Annotated in this window: 19 protein-coding genes; 11 read left to right on the top strand and 8 right to left on the bottom strand. The window is 69.3% G+C overall.

Annotated features, from left to right (window positions below; all coding sequences use genetic code 11):
* Window positions 1–22: 22 nt before the first annotated feature.
* Window positions 23–730, top strand: a complete 708-nt coding sequence (locus G539_RS24380) for an aspartate/glutamate racemase family protein (RefSeq protein WP_051231279.1) — start codon at window positions 23–25, stop codon at window positions 728–730.
* A 9-nt stretch (window positions 731–739) separates the two neighbouring features.
* On the opposite strand, the gene G539_RS0110480 is transcribed toward G539_RS24380, so the two are convergent.
* From G539_RS0110480 to G539_RS0110465, 4 genes are all read right to left on the bottom strand, one after another.
* Complete coding sequence (locus tag G539_RS0110480; RefSeq protein ID WP_029075161.1) at window positions 740–1672, bottom strand: prephenate/arogenate dehydrogenase family protein; 933 nt, start codon at window positions 1670–1672, stop codon at window positions 740–742.
* A complete protein-coding gene (hisC, locus tag G539_RS0110475; protein WP_029075160.1) occupies window positions 1672–2799 on the bottom strand; it encodes a histidinol-phosphate transaminase in 1128 nt (375 codons plus the stop codon). The genes G539_RS0110480 and hisC overlap by 1 nt, the downstream gene beginning before the upstream one ends.
* Window positions 2796–3677, bottom strand: coding sequence for a chorismate mutase (locus G539_RS24375; protein WP_035831096.1), 882 nt, complete (start codon window positions 3675–3677; stop codon window positions 2796–2798). Before G539_RS24375 ends, hisC begins: the two co-directional genes overlap by 4 nt.
* A gap of 131 nt (window positions 3678–3808) precedes the next feature.
* Window positions 3809–4552 carry a class I SAM-dependent methyltransferase gene (locus G539_RS0110465; RefSeq protein WP_029075159.1) on the bottom strand — a complete coding sequence of 248 codons (744 nt, stop codon included), beginning with the start codon at window positions 4550–4552 and terminating at the stop codon, window positions 3809–3811.
* A 94-nt stretch (window positions 4553–4646) separates the two neighbouring features.
* Here G539_RS0110465 and gloB point away from each other — a divergent pair, with 94 nt between their 5' ends.
* The 3 genes from gloB to G539_RS26180 all read left to right on the top strand — a co-directional run bounded on the left by gloB (window position 4647) and on the right by G539_RS26180 (window position 7874).
* Window positions 4647–5417: a hydroxyacylglutathione hydrolase gene (gene gloB, locus G539_RS0110460; protein WP_035830958.1), complete on the top strand. Its 771-nt coding sequence runs from the start codon at window positions 4647–4649 to the stop codon at window positions 5415–5417.
* Entirely contained in the window at window positions 5414–5863 is a 450-nt protein-coding gene (locus G539_RS0110455) for a cupin domain-containing protein (protein ID WP_029075157.1), read from the top strand. Before gloB ends, G539_RS0110455 begins: the two co-directional genes overlap by 4 nt.
* A 157-nt stretch (window positions 5864–6020) precedes the next feature.
* The gene (locus G539_RS26180; RefSeq protein ID WP_029075156.1) at window positions 6021–7874 is read left to right on the top strand and encodes an NYN domain-containing protein; all 1854 of its coding nucleotides are present in this window, start codon (window positions 6021–6023) and stop codon (window positions 7872–7874) included.
* Between the two features lie 137 nt (window positions 7875–8011).
* On the opposite strand, the gene phbB is transcribed toward G539_RS26180, so the two are convergent.
* Together phbB and G539_RS0110440 are read right to left on the bottom strand one after the other, a co-directional pair.
* Window positions 8012–8740, bottom strand: coding sequence for an acetoacetyl-CoA reductase (phbB, locus tag G539_RS0110445; RefSeq protein ID WP_029075155.1), 729 nt, complete (start codon window positions 8738–8740; stop codon window positions 8012–8014).
* Window positions 8741–8798: 58 nt separating this feature from the next.
* Window positions 8799–9980 (bottom strand): acetyl-CoA C-acetyltransferase, encoded by a 1182-nt coding sequence (locus G539_RS0110440; RefSeq protein ID WP_029075154.1) that lies wholly within the window; start codon window positions 9978–9980, stop codon window positions 8799–8801.
* 271 nt (window positions 9981–10251) lie between these two features.
* On the opposite strand from G539_RS0110440, the gene phaR reads away from it, so the two are divergent.
* From phaR to G539_RS0110425, 3 genes are all read left to right on the top strand, one after another.
* On the top strand, window positions 10252–10857 hold the full coding sequence (gene phaR / locus G539_RS0110435) for a polyhydroxyalkanoate synthesis repressor PhaR (protein ID WP_029075153.1): 606 nt from the start codon (window positions 10252–10254) through the stop codon (window positions 10855–10857).
* Window positions 10858–11005: 148 nt separating this feature from the next.
* Complete coding sequence (locus tag G539_RS0110430) at window positions 11006–11386, top strand: YkvA family protein (protein ID WP_029075152.1); 381 nt, start codon at window positions 11006–11008, stop codon at window positions 11384–11386.
* 248 nt (window positions 11387–11634) lie between these two features.
* A complete protein-coding gene (locus G539_RS0110425) occupies window positions 11635–12117 on the top strand; it encodes an invasion associated locus B family protein (RefSeq protein WP_029075151.1) in 483 nt (160 codons plus the stop codon).
* Here the strand turns inward: G539_RS0110425 and G539_RS24365 are convergent.
* Entirely contained in the window at window positions 12114–13175 is a 1062-nt protein-coding gene (locus G539_RS24365) for a hypothetical protein (RefSeq protein ID WP_051231278.1), read from the bottom strand. The two genes, G539_RS0110425 and G539_RS24365, sit on opposite strands and share 4 nt — an antisense overlap.
* Before the next feature lie 270 nt (window positions 13176–13445).
* Here G539_RS24365 and ffh point away from each other — a divergent pair, with 270 nt between their 5' ends.
* From ffh to trmD, 4 genes are all read left to right on the top strand, one after another.
* Window positions 13446–14969 (top strand): signal recognition particle protein, encoded by a 1524-nt coding sequence (ffh, locus tag G539_RS0110415; protein ID WP_029075150.1) that lies wholly within the window; start codon window positions 13446–13448, stop codon window positions 14967–14969.
* 75 nt (window positions 14970–15044) lie between these two features.
* The gene (rpsP, locus tag G539_RS0110410; RefSeq protein WP_029075149.1) at window positions 15045–15407 is read left to right on the top strand and encodes a 30S ribosomal protein S16; all 363 of its coding nucleotides are present in this window, start codon (window positions 15045–15047) and stop codon (window positions 15405–15407) included.
* Between the two features lie 150 nt (window positions 15408–15557).
* Window positions 15558–16109, top strand: a complete 552-nt coding sequence (rimM, locus tag G539_RS0110405) for a ribosome maturation factor RimM (protein WP_029075148.1) — start codon at window positions 15558–15560, stop codon at window positions 16107–16109.
* The gene (gene trmD, locus G539_RS0110400; protein ID WP_281173893.1) at window positions 16106–16843 is read left to right on the top strand and encodes a tRNA (guanosine(37)-N1)-methyltransferase TrmD; all 738 of its coding nucleotides are present in this window, start codon (window positions 16106–16108) and stop codon (window positions 16841–16843) included. Before rimM ends, trmD begins: the two co-directional genes overlap by 4 nt.
* 22 nt (window positions 16844–16865) lie before the next feature.
* Here the strand turns inward: trmD and G539_RS0110395 are convergent, their stop codons facing one another.
* A complete protein-coding gene (locus G539_RS0110395; RefSeq protein WP_084639927.1) occupies window positions 16866–17567 on the bottom strand; it encodes a TetR/AcrR family transcriptional regulator in 702 nt (233 codons plus the stop codon).
* Window positions 17568–17598: the final 31 nt, after the last annotated feature.

Here is a 17598-nt window from a genome sequence, read left to right as displayed (position 1 = left end):
GAAGCAAAGACGGACAGAGCCCATGCCGACCCCGGCCCTCCCCGCAGCGCCGCTGCGCCTGCTGATCATCAATCCGAACACGTCCGAGACGATCACGGCGCGTCTGAAGGCGCTCGCCGAGGATGAGGCCGGCGGAGCGGCCGCCGTCAGCGCCATCTCCGCCCGCTTCGGCGCGCCCTACATCTCCGACCGCGCCAGCGCGGTCGTCGCCGCCCACGCCGTCCTCGATGCCGCCGAGGCGGCGCGCGAGGCCTATGGTGAGGCGGACGCCATCGTGATCGGCTGCTTCGGCGATCCGGGACTCAAGGCGCTGCGGGAGATGACGGGCCGCCCCGTCACCGGCTTTACCGAGGCGGGCCTGCTCGAGGCGGCCTCCGAGCCGGGACCGTTCCTGGTCGCGACGAATGGCGAGGCCTGGTGCGCGATGCTTTCCGAACTCGCGGCCCAGATGGGTCTGTCGGACCGGATCGTGTCGTTCTTCTCGATCGGTGACGCCGGCGCGGGGGATGCCGCGCTGTGCGCCGCGCTGATCACGGAAGAGGCAGAGCGCACCGGCGCGGTGCGGGTCGTTCTCGGCGGCGCCGGGCTGATCCCGATCCTCGCCGAGGTCGCCGAGCGGCTGGAACTGCCGCTCGTCGATCCGCATCGGGCGGCGATCCGCAAGGCGGTCGCGATCGCGACTTCGCTGGCGCAGGCCGTCGATCCCCTCACCGCTTCCGGGGAATGGTGAGGGAACGAGTCAGCCCTGCGGCTTGGTGTGGTCGCGACGGCCGAAATCGGGCGCGGCCGTATCCTGGCCGATCGCCACGATCGAGCGACGGATGGCGCGGGTGCGCGTGAACAGGTCGAACAGCGTGTCGCCGTCGCCATGCCGGATCGCGCGGGTCAACGTCGCCAGGTCCTCGTTGAATCGGCCGAGCATCTCGAGCACGGCTTCCTTGTTGTTCAGGAAGACGTCGCGCCACATGGTCGGGTCGGAGGCGGCGATGCGGGTGAAGTCGCGGAAGCCGGAGGCCGAGAACTTCAGTACTTCCGAGCGGATGCCCGATTCGAGATCCGCCGCCGTGCCGACGATGTTGTAGGCGATCAGGTGCGGCAGGTGGCTGGTGATGGCCAGCACCAGGTCATGGTGCTCGGCGCTCATCGCCTCGACATTGGCGCCGAGCGCACGCCAGAACGCCATCAGCCGCTCGACGGCGGCGGGATCGACGGTCTCGGCCGGCGTCAGCACGCACCAGCGGTTCTGGAACAGGTCGACGAGGCCGGCATCCGGACCGGAATGCTCGGTGCCGGCGAGCGGATGGCCGGGAATGAAATGCACCGCCGACGGCAGATGCGGTGCCATGGCGCGCATCACCGACGCCTTGACCGAGCCGACATCCGACACGGTGGCGCCCGCCTTCAGATGCGGCCCGATCAGCTTGGCGACGTCGCCCGACGCGCCCACCGGCACGCAGACGATGACGAGGTCAGCGTCGCGGACCGCGTCGGCGGCGTCGGCGTAGTAGGCGTCGCCGAGGCCGAGTTCCTCGGCGCGCTGCAGCGTAGCCGGGCTGCGGGTCGAGACGGCGATGCGCTCGACGGCGCCGGAACGGCGGGCAGCGAGCGCGATCGAGGCGCCGATATGGCCGATGCCGACGAGGGCCAGCTGGCGAAACAGGGGATCGGTCATCAGCGCGCGGTCCGGTGCAGGAAATCGCGCAGCGCCGCGATCGTCGCCTCGTTCGCCTCGGCGGAGCCGATCGTCATCCGGAGCGCGTTCGGCAGGTGGTAGCTCGTCATCATGCGCAGGATGATGCCGTGCGAGACGAGATACTCGTCCGCGTCGCTGGCGCGGCGGCCCTTTTCGTCCGGGAAGTGGATCAACACGAAATTGCCGACGCTCGGCGTCACCTCAAGCCCGAGCGCACGGATGCCCTCGGTGACCCGCGGCAGCCATTCCTCGTTGTGCGCGATGGCGGCGTCGAGATGCGCGCGATCCTTCAGCGCGGCGATACCCGCGGCCATCGCGGGCGCCGAGACGTTGAAGGGTCCGCGGATACGGTTCAGCGCATCGATCACTTCGGCCGGGCCGTAGCCCCAGCCGAGCCGCGCGCCGGCCAGGCCGTAAATCTTGGAGAAGGTGCGCGTCATGATGACGTTCGGCGCGGAGCCGGCGAGCTCGATGCCGCTCTCGTAGTCGTTCTTCCGCACATATTCCGAATAGGCGGCGTCGAGCACCAGCAGCACGCGCGGCGGCAGGCCGGCATGCAGGCGGCGGATCTCGCTGAACGGCAGATAGGTCCCGGTCGGGTTGTTGGGGTTGGCGACGAAGACGATGCGCGTCTTGTCGGTCACCAGCTCCAGGATGCCGTCGACATAGGAGGTGAAATCCTTTTCCGGCGCCACCACCGGCGTCGCGCCGGCGGCCTGGATCAGGATCGGATAGACGTTGAAGCCGTGCTTCGAATAGATCGCCTCGTCGCCGGCGCCGAGATAGACATGGGCGATCAGCGCCAGCACGTCATCCGAGCCATTGCCGCAGATCACCCGCGCCGCGTTGACGCCATAGGCGTCGGCGATCGCCGCGCGCAGTTCGGTCGCCGAGCCGTCCGGATAGATCTCGAGCTTCGACGCGACGCCCTGATAGGCCGCGATGGCGGCCGGGCTCGGGCCCAGCGGAGTCTCGTTCGAGGACAGCTTGTAGACCTTCGCCCCGCCAGTCGCCTTGGAGCGGCCGGGAACGTAGGGAGCGATGTCCAGGATGCCCGGCCGCGGAACGGGCCGGTCTGCGGGCTTCGGATCGGACATCTTGCTCATGATGAAACTCCCGCCTCGTCGAGGCGCTGATAGAGAACAGGGTCGGCGCCGGTCTCGCCGATCGCGATGCCGCGCGACAGCGCGCCGACCGGCGCCACATCCTCGAAGCCGGCGCGTGCGGCCAGCGAAGCCATGGCCGTACCCTGCGGCAGCGCGATCAGCTTCTCCTGGCCCGCCTCGGCCAGGACGACGCCACCGGCGGCCGCGATCGCCGGACGGGGATCGCCGCTGATCGTGGTGACCGCGAACAGTTCCAGATCCGGCGGCGTCGGGTCGGCCAGTTCCGGCGCGATCACGAAGGAGGCATGGTCGGCCGGCCGACCGGCAATCCGGATATAGGGCGAGAGCGCCATGATGCGGGGCCCGGTCGAACGGCCGAGCGCCCGCCACCAAGCGCCCGCTTCGGCGGGCTGATCCACGGAGACGAGGCCAAGATCCGTGCCGCTCTCGCGGATGTGGTTGATCGTCGCCGACGCGTCGGGCTGGCCATGCAGCGCGACGGTGAAGCCGAACAGGAAGCGGGCGGTATCGCGGATCGCGTCGCGCGCGACGCCCTGATCGACGGCGACGTCGAACGGCGCCTGCATGCGCGTGAAAGTGGTGATGATCTCGCGCCAGATATGCTCGACCGTCCAGAGCGGCAGCGCGCCCTCATGCCGCGCCACCAGGCGCCGCATCATGTCGGCCTCGCGACCAGGCCGGAACGCGGCGCCGGGACGGCTGGTGCCCTTGACCTTGATCAGCGTGCCGATCGCCATGCCGCGCTCGATCAGGCTGCGATGCATCTCGGCGTCGAGTTCGTCGATGGTCTGCCGAATGCGGGCGAGGGTCGCCGCGTCTGCTTCGGCCGCAGAAAGCTTGGTCTCGGTCGGGGCCATTGTCGGTCGGCTCTGGGCGGGAAAATCGAAGGCCGCGCCTGGCTGGCCGACGGCGGCCGATTCATAGGCAAGCGCCGGTGCAAAATCAAAGAAAACATTGCGGCCGGCCGGAGCCGCGGCCGCCTTCCCGATCACGCCGGAGGCGCGAGCGCCGGCCGGAAAGCCGGCTGCCGCCGGCGGCTCAGGCTGCGGGCGGGCAGGCCCTGATAGACCAGCTTGGTGGCCTCGACGATCTGCACGCCGCAAAAGCCGGGCCAGAGCACCGCCCCCGTCCGCTCCCAGCCGCGTCCGTTGCGGATCAGCAGGCGGCTGGAGAAGGGCGGCGCGAACAAGGCGCCGCTCCAGGCGGTCTCGCTGAAGTCGGTCTCGCGCAGCAGCGTCGAGAGCTGGCCGCGACTGAACGGCCGGCCATAGCCGAACGGCGTGTGCTCGACCCGCGCCCAGATGCCGCGCCGGTTCGGCACGACGGCGATCAGCTTGCCGCCCGGCACCAGCACCCGCCAGAGCTCGCGCAGCGTCTCGCGCGCATTGCCCGCCGTCTCCAGGCAGTGGACGACGAGGATGCGATCGATCGACGAATCGGTCAGCGGCAGTTCGTCCTCGATGACGAGCGCGGCGAGGTTGCCGCCGTCGGAGGGCCAGTTCATGACGCCCTGCGCGGCGGGCATGAAATTGATCACGCGCTCGGCCTGCGGCAGGAAGGGGGCGAGATAAGGCGTCGCATAGCCGAGGCCGAGCACGCGGTCGCCCACCACGCGCGGCCAAAGCGCCGCGAGGCGTGCTGCGATCAGCCCCTGCGCCACGCCACCCAGGCGCTCCGCGTAGAAATTCGCGAGATCGAGCACGTCGGGCGTCAGCGTCCTGCCCTGTTCCAAGCGCGATCTCCTTGTCGATATATCAGCGCGACGATGTTAGGTAACGATCCGAAACGGCGCCACCCCCATCCTTGTGCCCATATCGGAGTTCGTCATGGCTCTCGCAATCTTCCAGTTTCCCTGCCTGTCCGACAATTACGGCGTGCTGATCCACGACGAGGCCACGGGCCGCACCGCGTCGATCGACGCGCCCGATGCAGCCGCCGTCACCGCCGCCCTCGCCGAGAAGGGCTGGACGCTGACCGAGATCCTGACCACGCACCACCATCCCGACCACACCGACGGCAATCTGGCGCTGAAGGCAGCGACGGGCTGCACCATCACCGGCCCGGACTACGAGGCCGACAAGATCCCCGGCATCGACCGCAAGCTGCGCGAGGGCGACGTCTACGACTTCGCCGGCCATCCGGTGCATGTGATCTGGACGCCGGGCCACACGCTCGGCCACATCGCCTACCACCTGCCGGAAGACGGCATCGCCTTTGCCGGCGACACCATGTTCGCGCTCGGCTGCGGCCGCGTCTTCGAGGGCACGCTGGAGCAGATGTGGCAGTCGCTCACGAAGCTCGCCGCGCTGCCGGACGAGACGGTGGTCTATTGCGGGCACGAGTACACCGAATCGAACCTGCGCTTCGCCCTCACGATCGACGGCGCCAATCCCGCCCTCGTCGCGCGCGGCGAGGAGGTGAAGAAGCTTCGCGCCGCCGGCAAGCCGACCGTGCCGACGACCATCGCCGCCGAGAAGGCGACCAACCCCTATCTGCGCGCCGACGATCCGGCGGTCCGCGCCACCATGAAGATGCCCGACGCGCCGGCGGCCGAGGTGTTCGCGGCGATCCGCACGGCCAAGGACAACTTCAAGTGAGCGGGAGCGCGGCCACGACGGCGGAAGAGATCATCCGCCTGCTGGAGCTCGAGCCCCATCCGGAAGGCGGCTTCTACCGACGCACCTTCGAGGACGCGGCCGGCCCGGACGGCCGGCCGGCCTCGACCGCGATCTACTACCTGCTCGCCAGGGGCATGTCGTCGCACTGGCACCGCATCGATGCCGTCGAGGTCTGGCACTTCTATGCCGGCGCGCCGATCGCGCTGTCGCTTTCCGAGGATGGCCGCAGCAGCGAGACCCACCGCCTCGGCCCCGATCTCGGGGCCGGGGAACGGCCGCAGCTGGTCGTTCCGACCGGCTGGTGGCAGGCCGCCGTCAGCCTCGGCGACTGGACGCTGGTCGGCTGCACGGTGGCGCCTGGCTTCCGTTTCGAGGGCTTCGAGCTCGCCCCGCAGGACTGGGAGCCGCACGATCGACGTGCATGACGCAAAGGAAGACGCGCCTTGGTCGTGGAGAAGGCGGAATGCGGGAATCGCCAAATCGATGATCGCCCGTTAAGGTGCTGTCGCCGTTGGGGTAGCGGCATGAAAACTCCGCAATTGAAGGCTAGGGGGAAGCATTGATGTGCCGTGGGGATAGGTCATGACGGCCCCGATCAAGAGCGTCCTCTTCGTCGACTACGACAGCCTCTATATGAGTCTTCGTACCCGCGATCCCGGCATGGCGCGCCGCTTCGCGCTCCGCCCCGGCGTCTGGCTCGAAGCGATCGAGCAGGGCCTGCTGCTCGATCCGCGCGGCGACGATCCCGTCCGGCGCCGGATCCTGATGCGGCGCTGCTACGCCGATCCGAAACTGCTCGGCAAGGCTCGCGCCGCCTTCACCGCGCAGGGTTTCCAGGTCGTCGACTGCCCGCCCCTGCCCGGCCGCGAGCGCAATTCGGCCGAGATCCACATGGTCCTCGACACGGTCGACGCGCTGGCGCACCAGACCGGCTTCGAGGAATTCATCCTGCTGTCGGCGGATTCCGACCTGACGCCGGTGATCTTCCGGCTGCGCTCCTACAACCGCGCCACCACCATCTATTCGACGCCGACGACGGCGGCGGGCTACCGCGCCATCGCCGATGGCGTCCTCGACGAGCAGGCGCTGATCGCCCTGCTGGCGCCGACGGCCGATGGCGAGGCGCCGGAGGCGAGCGAGGACCCGGACGAGGAGAGCGCGCAGGGCCGCGGCGCCGGCGAGCGCGACGGACTGGCCGGGCTCGCCCGTCGCATCCACCAGGCCACCAACGTGCCGCTGTTCTCGCCGCGCGGCTATCACGAGCTGTTCCACACGCTGACCCGCGAGGTCGCGGAGAACGGCTACCATTTCCAGACCACGGCCGAGAATGTCGCGGCGCGCCTGTCGGCCAATGGCCGCAACGCCTCGCGCCGGCAGATCGCCTTCATCGTCAAGGGCCTGGCGCTCAAGGGCCATGTCTTCTCGGCGAGCGACAGCCCGGCGAAGCTGGCCGAGGCCTTCAAGGAACAGGTGCTTTACCTCGCCCGCGCCGCCGGCATCGAGATCGACGAGAGCACGGAGGCGATGATCCGCGCCTGGATCGTCGGCCGCAATGGCGCGCTGCCCGCGCCGGCGCCGGCCGCCCTCATCGAGCCGCCGCCCCCTCAACGCGCCGCCGAGCGTCCCGAACCACGGCAGGCGCCGATCCCCGCGCCGCCGCCGATGCCGGTCGCGCCCCCCGCGCCGCGCGCGGCACGCCCGATCACGCTGCAGCCGATCTCGGCCGCCATGCCGCAGCCGGCGCGACCGATCCCGGTTCGCCCGGCCGCCGAGCCGGAAGCGCCGCCGCAGCCCGTCGCCGAGCGGCCGCAGCCGGCGCCGGTTCGCCAGCCCGCGCCGTCCCGACCCGTTAACCCCCCGTTAACCACGGCGACGGAATCCGCCCCGCCGGCGACGCCCCGGTCGTCGACGCCCGACGAGGCACCGCAGCCGGCGACCACGCCGCCGCCGCGCGTCCAGATCGACCCCGATCCGCGGCTCGCCGACACCCAGCCCGAGACGCCGGCGCCGCGCCCCAACATCGCGCCGCCGCGCGCCCGCTCGGCGCGCCCCGAGCCGGCGCCGACCGAACCGCCGCAGCGCCCGATGCCGGCTCCGACCGCGCCGCCGCGCGCATCCGCGCCGGCGCCCCGCAGTGGCTCCGCCGTCGCGCTCCGGCCGCCGATCCGGCGCAGCGTCGCCGCCGCCTCGGCGGCGCCGACGGGAGACCGGGACCCGATCGAGAATTCGATCCTGGCGGCGATCGCCCAGGCGGTCGACGTGCTGGTGGACGACGGCGACGGCCGGAAAGCGCCGGCGCCGCCCCCCGCGCCGGAGCCCATCGCGGCGGCCGAACCGCCGCAGCCGCAGCCGGCCGAGCCCGACGACGACATCGGCGACGAGATCCAGCGCATCCTCGCGGCCTACAGCCAGAATCGCAAAGAGCCCGGCCGCTAGCGCGCTTTCGAGCGAAGCGGATGCCGGTTCGCGGGAAGAAAACGCGACCAGACAAAGAGTTAGGGCGCTTGATCGATCGCGATGAAACGCCCTGGCTGCCGCGCTCCCGTCGGATATGGAACTGACGGCGACCGGCCTCAGCCGTTCGCCATGTACTGGCCGCCATTGATCGACAGCACCGCGCCGGTCATGAAGGCCGAAGCGTCGGAGGCGAGATAGGTGACCAGCGCCGCGACCTCGTCGGCCTTGCCGATGCGGCCGACGGGAATGGCGCCGAGGATCCCCTCCATCACCTTGGGCGGCACCGCCATCACCATGTCGGTGTCGATATAGCCAGGGCAGACGCAGTTCACCGTGATGCCCTTGCGGGCGTTCTCGAGCGCCAGCGCCTTGGTGAAGCCGATCACGCCGGCCTTGGCGGTGGCGTAGTTGACCTGGCCGAGCTGCCCCTTCTGCGCGTTGATCGAGGAGATGTTGACGATGCGGCCGAAGCCGCGCTCGCGCATGCCCTCGATCACGGGCCGCGTCATGGTGAACATCGAATCGAGATTGGTTCGAATCACGCTCGACCACTGCGCCTGGTCCATCTTGTGGAACCACCCGTCGCGCGTGATGCCGGCATTGTTCACGAGGACGTCGACCGGGCCGAGCGCCAGCTCGACGGCATGCACGCCGGCGACACAGGCCTCGGCGTCGGTCACGTCCCACTGGAACACCGGAATGCCGGTTTCCGCCTGGAAGGCCTGGGCCTTCTCGGCATTGCCGGCGAAGCTGGCCGCGACGCTGTAGCCCGCGGCCTTCAGCCCCTTGGAGACGGCCGCGCCGATACCGCGCGTGCCGCCGGTCACGAGGGCGACTTTCCCCATTCCATCCTCCCCAGCCGGCCGGTTTGATCCCGGCGCCCCGATTGGTCCCGCCTGCGCGTCAGCGCTCCACGGTCAACGCAATTCCCATTCCACCGCCAATGCAGAGCGTTGCCAATCCCTTCCTTGCGTCGCGCCGCACCATTTCGTGCAGCAGCGTGACGAGAATGCGGGCGCCCGAGGCGCCGATCGGATGGCCGATGGCGATGGCGCCGCCATTGACGTTGACCCGGGCGGCGTCCCAGTCGACGCCCTGGTTGACGGCGCAGGCCTGCGCCGCGAAGGCCTCGTTCGCCTCGATCAGGTCGAGATCCTCGGCCGACCAGCCGGCCTTCTTGAGCGCCTTCTTCGAGGCCGGGATCGGGCCCGTGCCCATGACCGCCGGATCGACGCCGGCCGTCGCCCAGGAGGCGATGCGGGCGAGCGGGGTGACGCCGCGCCGCGCCGCCTCGGCCGCCGTCATCAGGAGCAGCGCCGCGGCGCCATCATTGAGGCCCGAGGCGTTGCCGGCGGTCACCGTGCCATCCTTGGCGAAGACCGGGCGCAGCTTGGCCGCCGCCTCCAGCGTCGCGCCGGCGCGGATGTATTCGTCCTGGTCGACGATGATGTCGCCCTTGCGGGTCGAGATCGTGAAGGGCGTGATCTCGTCCTTGAACTTGCCAGCCTTCTGCGCCGCCTCGGCCTTGTTCTGCGAGGCGGTGGCGAAGGCGTCCTGCTGCTCGCGGCTGATCTGGAACTCGCGCGCGACGTTCTCGGCCGTGACGCCCATGTGGTAGCCATTGAAGGCATCCCACAGGCCGTCCTTGATCATGGTGTCGACCATGGCGAGGTCGCCCATCTTCGTGCCGGCGCGAAGATAGGCGGCGTGCGGCGCCAGCGACATCGATTCCTGGCCGCCCGCGACGATGATCGAGGCGTCGCCGGTGGCGATCTGCTGCATGCCGAGCGCCACCGAGCGCAGGCCGGAGCCGCAGACCTGGTTGAGGCTCCACGCCGTCGTCTCCTTCGGCAGGCCGGCGAGCATGGAGGCCTGGCGGGCCGGGTTCTGGCCCTGGGCGGCCGTCAGCACCTGGCCGAAGATCAGCTCGTCGACGGCCTCGGGCTCGGTCTTGCCCTGCTCGAGCACAGCCTTGACGACGGCGGCGCCCAGTTCATGCGCCGGCACGTTGGCGAAGGCGCCGTTGAAGGAGCCGACGGCGGTGCGGGTGGCGGCGGCGATGACGATATCGTTCTCTTGGGCCATGGGTTTCCTCGATCCTCTTCGGCGACGGTTTGTGCCGCAATCTGAGACTGGCGCAGGAAGGCTGTCAATCAACGATGTTGCAGCGCCGTTGCTGCACTGCAATGTTTGCGCAGCACGACTCGCAGCATGCAGCGCACAATCAGTTTGGCGGAATTGAAGAATGCCCCTATCGTGGACGTTCTTGAGGGACAGCTCGTCGGAGACCGGGCGCGAAGAGGCCCGCGCGACGGAAATGCCAGCCGATCACGAGAGAGGGGTCAGGGGAGCGGACATGACCAAGGAAAAAGAACCGACGACGATCAAGAAATACGCCAATCGTCGCCTCTACAATACGGGTACCTCGACCTATGTGACGCTCGAGGATCTGGCCAACATGGTCAAGGCGGGCGAGGATTTCGTCGTGTTCGACGCCAAGTCGGGCGAGGAAATCACGCGCTCGGTGCTGACGCAGATCATCTTCGAGCAGGAGAACAAGGGGCAGAACCTGCTGCCGATCACCTTCCTGCGCCAGCTGATCCGCTTCTACGGCGATTCCATGCAGAACCTGGTGCCGACCTATCTCGATTTCTCGATCGACAGCCTGGCCCGCGACCAGGACAAGCTGCGCGGCCAGATGGCGAACGCCTTCGGCCCCGGCGCCTTCTCCGCCATGGAGGAGACGGTCCGCCGCAACACCGAGATGTTCGAGCAGGCGATGCGGATGTTCCTGCCCTTCAGCGGCGGCCGCCCGGACGCGGCGCCGGCGCCCGAGCGGCCGAACGGCCGGCCGGAAGCCCGACCGGAACCGAAGCCCGACCGCGACGGCGATTTCGACATGCTGAAGCGCCAGCTCGACGAGATGCAGAAGAAGATCGAGCGGCTGGCCGAAAAGGGCTGACGCTCGCGCACCCTTCCCCGCGCGGCCGGCGGCGGACCGGCCGCGCCCCTTCATTGCGATCCGCCGCGGCTCTTCCTACATTCTGGCCTGCCCGGTCCGGCGCGCGACTTCTTCGCCGCACGCCCGCGGCTGACGAGGTTGCAGGCCCATGAAGAGCATGAAGTTCGGCGACGTGTTCGGCCCCGGCTCGACCCCGGAGGACGAGGCTTCCCGCGCGGAGCGCGTCCGGCGCGGCTTCTGGAAGAAGTTTCGCGCCACCGCGCGCCACATCCCCTTCGCCGAGGACGTGGCGGCGGCCTATTTCTGCGCCTTCGACACGAACACGCCGCTCAAGGTGCGCGCCACCCTGATCGGCGCGCTCGCCTATTTCATCCTGCCCGTCGACGCCGTCCCCGACTTTCTGATCGGCCTCGGCTTCGCCGATGACGCGACGGTACTGATGACCGCCCTGACGCTGCTGCGCGGCCACGTGACGCCGCTGCACTACGAAGCCGCGCGGCGCGCGCTGGAAAAGGACGCGGCGGCCTGACGCCCCGGCACGGCCGCCCGGGCGCCGGATCGGACCGGCGAGGCCACACTCTCGCCCCATTGGCCAGACTCTCTTGGCCCTCAACTCTCGGTCGGCCCTCCGTTCAGTGTGGTTCATGGAATGTTAATGAAGCCCGCGCAATTTCAAGGAATTGCCCGGGCGACGGAATCCACCCGCCCGACGTGTGTGCTGACAATATTGGTGGGAACAACATGAACCGAACAAGGATCGCAGCGGCCGCTTTTGTCGTGGGTGCTTCTCTTGCCGGCTTCGCCGCTACGGCAGAAGCCCAGACCCCGAACCGGGTCGGCACTTTCAAGGACTGGAGTGCCTACGCGTATTCCGATTCGCGTGGGAAGGTCTGCTATGCGGCCTCACAGCCGAAGAGCCAGGCGCCGCAGGGTCTCAACCGCGACCCCGCCTACTTCATGGTGACCGCCCGCCCGAGCGAGAACGTCCGCAGCGAAGTGTCGATCATCATCGGCTATCCGTTCAAGGAAGGCTCGAAGGTCACCGTCGACATCGACGGCGAGAAGTTCTCGATGTTCACCAAGGACGACGGCGCCTGGGTCGAGAACGCGGCGCAGGAAACGGCGCTGATCGCGGCGATGAAGAAGGGCCGCTCGATGTCGGTCTCCGGCACGTCGCGCCGCGGCACCAACACCACGGACACCTATTCCCTGTCGGGTATCTCCGCCTCGCTCGACGCGCTGGCGAAGTCCTGCCGCTAGCCCTGCCCGCCCGCAGGGCTCGACGAAAATGGATCACGATGGCCGGGCCCGCCCCGGCCATTTTCGTCTCCGGCATCGGTCGAAGCGGCCAGCAAGGCGCGCAACGGTGCCAGGTAGTGATCCGGCCGCAATCGCGCCCGCAGATCGTCTGGCTGGGCCTGCGGCGCATAGCGCTGCAACCAAAGCGCAAGATTGGCAGGATCCCGGATCTCCTCCCAATCACGTACGATGACGATGGGGAGGCCAGCGAACAACGGATCGAGTGGCGACGTCCGGGTGATGACGATCGAGCCCAGCATCAGCGCCTCCCAGGTGCGGTGGCAGTCGAGACCATTGCCGATAGCGCTGGCGACGAAGGGAGATGTCGCATAGTGCCGCCAGATCGCGGCCTGCGAAACGCGCCGCCGCTGCATCACGACATGCGGACAATCGGCCAGAACGCGCACGACCTCGCGCCGTTCCCCGGACTGCGCGTTGAGACCGAGATCGTAGAATACCCGCATCGGCTGCGTCTCCGGCGCCGCGCGCTGACTCGCCAAACCCTCCAACAGCGCCAGAAGGCTGCGAGGGCTCGAGAACGGCCGCGCCGTATGCAAGTCGAGGCCGATCGGGAAGTGCCGGATGCGCGGATCGTTGCCCCCGACATAGTTCTGTGTCGCCCAAGCGACCAGATGCGGCGAAGCCAGAAGCGCGTCCACGACGTCGCGCGGCAGTTCGGTCGGCAAGGACAGGTCTCCATCCGTCGTCACCAGGACGAAGGGCGCGCCTATGGTCGGAAGCGCCTCGCGGACGAACCCGGCCAGATCGCAAGCTCCGCCGACCCGGGCCCCGGAGCCGAGCCGTACCCAGACGAGTCCGCTGGCCCCTGCATAGTGCTCGCGGAAGAAACCAGGAGGCTGGACGACCTCGGTCCGATCGAGCCAATAGCCCTCCGGACCGGCGACATCGCAGAATTGCGCAATCCCCTTCGACCAGAGACAATCAAGAGGCGGGTCGCCGACGCGCGGCGGCGACCCGGTCAGCGCAGCGATCCAGCGTCGAAGGGTACGTCGATTCATAGCGTCCTAACTGCAACATGCGGGCTTCACCGCGCGGCAAGCTAGCAGTTGGCACGATCGGCACAAGCCTCGAGCGCCGCTGTTTGATTGACTCCGGCCGCCTATCCGCGCTAAAAGCCGCCAAATTCTCGCGAAGAGGTCTCCTCTGAGCCGCCGACCGGGGCCCGACCCCGGAGGTCAACGTCCGCCAGCGCGTCGCGCCCGCGGGCGCTGAACGTCTTTGGAAATTCGGCGGATCGGAAGCGATCCCTTCGAGGAAAGCGGAATCGAATGTTCAATAACCTGTCCGAGCGCCTTTCCGGTATCTTCGACAAGCTCACCCGCCGCGGTGCGCTGACGGAGGCCGACGTCAACGACGCGATGCGCGAGGTGCGCCGCGCGCTGATCGAGGCGGACGTGGCGCTGGACGTCGTCCGCTCCTTCACCGACAAGGTCCGCTCGCGCGCCATCGGCGCCGACGTCATCCGCTCGGTGACGCCCGGCCAGATGGTCGTCAAGATCGTCCACGACCAGCTCGTCGAGATGCTGGGCGCCGAGGCCGAGCCGATCGACCTCAACGCCCCGGCCCCGGTCGCCATCATGATGGTCGGCCTGCAGGGCTCGGGCAAGACGACCTCGACCGCCAAGATCGCCCGCCGCCTGACGCAGCAGCAGAAGCGCAAGGTGCTGATGGCGTCGCTCGACGTGCGCCGCCCCGCCGCGCAGGAACAGCTGCGCGTGCTCGGCGAGCAGAACGGCATCGACACGCTGCCGATCGTCGCCGGCCAGTCGCCGACTGAGATCGCCACCCGCACGCTGCAGGCCGCCCGCCTCGGCGGCTATGACGTCGTCATCCTCGACACCGCCGGCCGCACGCATATCGACGAGCCGCTGATGGTCGAGATGGCCGACATCAAGGCCATCGCCAGGCCGCACGAGATCCTGCTCGTCGCCGACAGCCTGACCGGCCAGGACGCGGTCAACCTCGCCCGCTCCTTCGACGAGCGCGTCGGCATCACCGGCATCGTGCTGACCCGCGCCGACGGCGACGGCCGCGGCGGCGCCGCGCTCTCGATGCGCGCCGTCACCGGCAAGCCGATCAAGCTGATCGGTACCGGCGAGAAGGCCGAGGACCTGGAGGACTTCCATCCCGGCCGCATCGCCAACCGCATCCTCGGCATGGGCGACATCGTCTCGCTCGTCGAGAAGGCGGCGCAGAACATCGACATGGAAGAGGCCGCCAAGGCGGCCGAGAAGATGCGCAAGGGCATCTTCGATCTCGACGACCTCGCCAACCAGCTCCGCCAGATGGAGAAGATCGGCGGCATGTCCGGCATGCTCGGCATGCTGCCCGGCGTCGGCAAGATCAAGAAGCAGATCGAGGGCGCCAATCTCGACGACAGCGTGATCAAGCGCCAAGTCGCGATCATCTCGTCGATGACTAAGGCCGAGCGCCGCAATCCCGACGTTCTCAAGGCGAGCCGCAAGAAGCGTATCGCCGCCGGCTCCGGCGTCAAGGTCGAGGACGTCAACCGCCTGCTCAAGATGCACCGCCAGATGGCCGATATGATGAAGGCCATGGGCAAGCAGAAGGGCGGCGGCATGCTCGGCAAGATGATGGGCGCGCTCGGCGGCGGCATGGGCGGGATGGGCGGCGGAATGCCTCCCGGCGGCATGCCGAACATCGATCCGGCCCAGCTCGAGAAGCTGGCCAAGCAGATGGGTGGCGGCGCCGGTCTGCCGGGTCTTCCCGGCCTCGGCGGCAAGCTGCCCGGCCTCGGCGGTTTTCCCGGCCTCCCGGGCAAGAAGAAATAGCAACCCCTTCGGAGCCGGGGCGACGCCGCGGATCCATCCAGACAACCGAATTCGTTTCAGAAGGAAGAAACCAGAATGTCCCTCAAGATCCGTCTCTCCCGCGGTGGTGCCAAGAAGCGTCCGTTCTACCGCATCGTCGTCACCGACGCCCGTTCGCCGCGCGACGGCCGCTTCATCGAGCGCATCGGCTCGTTCGACCCGATGCTCGCCAAGGACGCCGCCAACCGCGTCGTGCTCGACCTCGACCGCGCCAAGCATTGGCTGTCGGTCGGCGCCCAGGCCACCGATCGCGTCGCCCGCTTCCTGAGCGATGCCGGCCTCGTCAAGCGCGACGCCCGCAACAACCCCGAGAAGGCCGTGCCGGGCAAGAAGGCCCAGGAGCGCGCCGCCGAGAAGGCCAAGAAGGCCGAGGCCGCCGCCGAAGCCGCTGCCGAGTAATTTCGGAACAACGCCGCGCGCCGCCGCCAGGCGGGCGCGGCCCGCTCACGGGCGGGGACGCGTCTCGGCGCCCCTGCCCCGAAGCCGCCCCGCGCGGCTTCCCTGCCCTTCGGGTGCTCGCCCCATGGGGCATATCGACAAGGACATGCGATGCCCGCTCCGGACCAAGACAGGGTTCTCCTCGGCCAGTTCGGCGCCGCGCACGGCATTCGCGGCGAGATCAAGATCAATTCCTATACCGAGGAACCGGCCGGCATCGCCGATTACGGCCCGTTCACGCTCGATGACGGCCGCGTCGTCGAGATCACGGCCATCCGCGTCCAGGGCGACGCGCTGGTCGCCCGCGTCAAGGGCATCGGCGACCGCAACGCCGCCGAGACGCTGCGCAACCGCAAGCTCTTCGTCGATCGCTCGGCCCTGCCGGATCTCGAGGAAGAGGACGATTTCTACCATGCCGACCTCGTCGGCCTGGCGCTCGAGCTCGAGGACGGCACGCCCTACGGCACCATCGCCTCGGTGCAGAATTTCGGCGCCGGCGACCTGATCGAGGTCGAGCCCGCGCCGGGCGCGCGCACCTTCTACCTGCCGTTCACCCGCGCCATCGTGCCGACCGTCGACATCAAGGCCGGCAAGGCCGTCGTCGTGCCGCCGCCGGAGACGGAAGCGCGGCCGGAGCCGGGCGAGCCCGAGGACGAGGCGTGAGCGCCGAGACGGGGAACGGCGAGGACAGCCTGCCGTCCGCCGCGCCCGCCCCCTGGCGCGCGACGATCCTGACCCTCTATCCCGACATGTTCCCCGGCCCACTCGGCCAGTCGCTCTCCGGCAAGGCGATCGCCGACGGCAAATGGTCGCTCGACGCCGTCAACATCCGCGACTTCGCCACCACCAAGCACCGCAATGTCGACGACACGCCGGCCGGCGGTGGCCCCGGCATGGTGATGCGCGCCGACATCGTCGCCAAGGCGCTCGACGCCGCGGCGCCGGCCGACGATCCCCGCCCCCGCCTCCTGATGAGCCCGCGCGGAAAACCGCTGGAGCAGGCGCGCGTGCGCGAACTGGTCGCCGGCCCCGGCGCGGTGATCCTCTGCGGCCGCTTCGAGGGCGTCGACGAGCGCGTCATCGAGGCGCGCGGCCTCGAGGAAGTGTCGATCGGCGACTATGTGCTGTCCGGCGGCGAGCTCGGCGCCATGGTGCTGCTCGACGCCATCGTCCGGCTGCTGCCGGGCGTGATGGGCGGCGCCGAATCCGGCACCGAGGAGAGCTTCGAAAGCGGCCTGCTCGAATATCCGCACTATACCCGCCCGCGCGAGTGGGAGGGGCGGACGATCCCCGACGTGCTGCTCTCGGGCGACCACGCGGCGATCGCCAAATGGCGCCGCCTTGAGGCCGAGCGCATCACCGCAGAGCGCCGCCCCGACCTGCTCGAACGCGACTGAGGCTGAGACGCCAACTTCGGCGTCACGCCTCCCGGCCGGGCGCCGCCGCCGCCGCGAAAACGCGCCGAAATCCCTCGACCAGCTCCGCGTCGGAATAGCGCAGCGGATCGTCCAGCGGCTCGACCAGGCCCTTCATGGTTAGCAATCCGATCGCCGAGAGATAGGCGAGGAAGGCCATCAGCCGCGGCTCGACGGCGGCCCTGGAGGGCCGCGCTTGCTGCTCGTCGCCGAGCCGCGCCGCCGCTCCCGCGAGCACGAGATCGTTCAGCGGCCGGATGCGGTCGAACTGCTCCGCGTCCCAGCGGAGCGCCCCGGCGCCGGCGACCTGCCCGAACAGGAAGGCGAGCCGGAAATCATCGAGCTGCGGCGCGAATGCCTCGACCGTCGCGCCGACCACGGCCCCCAGCGCCTCGCCACCATCGGCGGCCCTGGCGACCACGTCGTGCACGGCGCGCGACTGGCGCTCCAGCACGCCATAGACCAGTTCGAAGACCAGCGCCTCCTTGGAGCGGAAGTAATAATAGAGCCCGGTCTTCGACATGCCGGCCTCGGTCGCCACCGCGTCCAGCGTCATCGCCGCGACGCCGCTCGACAGCAGCACACGCCGCGCTGCGGCCAGGATCTCGGCCCGCGAGTGATCGTGCCGGCGCGCCCGGCGCGCCGCGCGCGAAGCGCGCTTCGCCTCGTCCTGCTGCGCCTGCTTCCGCTCCGCCTCGCTGTCCATCGCTGCCCTTCCGACCCGTGATCCGCTCGCC

Origin of the sequence: Kaistia adipata DSM 17808, assembly GCF_000423225.1 — a bacterium.
Classification (GTDB): domain Bacteria; phylum Pseudomonadota; class Alphaproteobacteria; order Rhizobiales; family Kaistiaceae; genus Kaistia; species Kaistia adipata.
This window is presented reverse-complemented; position numbering and strand designations above follow the sequence as displayed.

Bases quoted from the DNA above. Each gene is read 5' to 3' on its own strand.
- rimM (WP_029075148.1), top strand. From the start codon at position 15,558: ATGCCCGCTCCGGACCAAGACAGGGTTCTCCTCGGCCAGTTCGGCGCC.
- phbB (WP_029075155.1), bottom strand. From the start codon at position 8,740: ATGGGGAAAGTCGCCCTCGTGACCGGCGGCACGCGCGGTATCGGCGCG.
- gloB (WP_035830958.1), top strand. From the start codon at position 4,647: ATGGCTCTCGCAATCTTCCAGTTTCCCTGCCTGTCCGACAATTACGGC.
- G539_RS26180 (WP_029075156.1), top strand. From the start codon at position 6,021: ATGACGGCCCCGATCAAGAGCGTCCTCTTCGTCGACTACGACAGCCTC.
- G539_RS24365 (WP_051231278.1), bottom strand. From the start codon at position 13,175: ATGAATCGACGTACCCTTCGACGCTGGATCGCTGCGCTGACCGGGTCG.
- G539_RS24380 (WP_051231279.1), top strand. From the start codon at position 23: ATGCCGACCCCGGCCCTCCCCGCAGCGCCGCTGCGCCTGCTGATCATC.
- hisC (WP_029075160.1), bottom strand. From the start codon at position 2,799: ATGAGCAAGATGTCCGATCCGAAGCCCGCAGACCGGCCCGTTCCGCGG.
- rpsP (WP_029075149.1), top strand. From the start codon at position 15,045: ATGTCCCTCAAGATCCGTCTCTCCCGCGGTGGTGCCAAGAAGCGTCCG.
- G539_RS0110480 (WP_029075161.1), bottom strand. From the start codon at position 1,672: ATGACCGATCCCCTGTTTCGCCAGCTGGCCCTCGTCGGCATCGGCCAT.
- phaR (WP_029075153.1), top strand. From the start codon at position 10,252: ATGACCAAGGAAAAAGAACCGACGACGATCAAGAAATACGCCAATCGT.
- G539_RS24375 (WP_035831096.1), bottom strand. From the start codon at position 3,677: ATGGCCCCGACCGAGACCAAGCTTTCTGCGGCCGAAGCAGACGCGGCG.
- G539_RS0110395 (WP_084639927.1), bottom strand. From the start codon at position 17,567: ATGGACAGCGAGGCGGAGCGGAAGCAGGCGCAGCAGGACGAGGCGAAG.
- ffh (WP_029075150.1), top strand. From the start codon at position 13,446: ATGTTCAATAACCTGTCCGAGCGCCTTTCCGGTATCTTCGACAAGCTC.
- G539_RS0110430 (WP_029075152.1), top strand. From the start codon at position 11,006: ATGAAGAGCATGAAGTTCGGCGACGTGTTCGGCCCCGGCTCGACCCCG.
- G539_RS0110440 (WP_029075154.1), bottom strand. From the start codon at position 9,980: ATGGCCCAAGAGAACGATATCGTCATCGCCGCCGCCACCCGCACCGCC.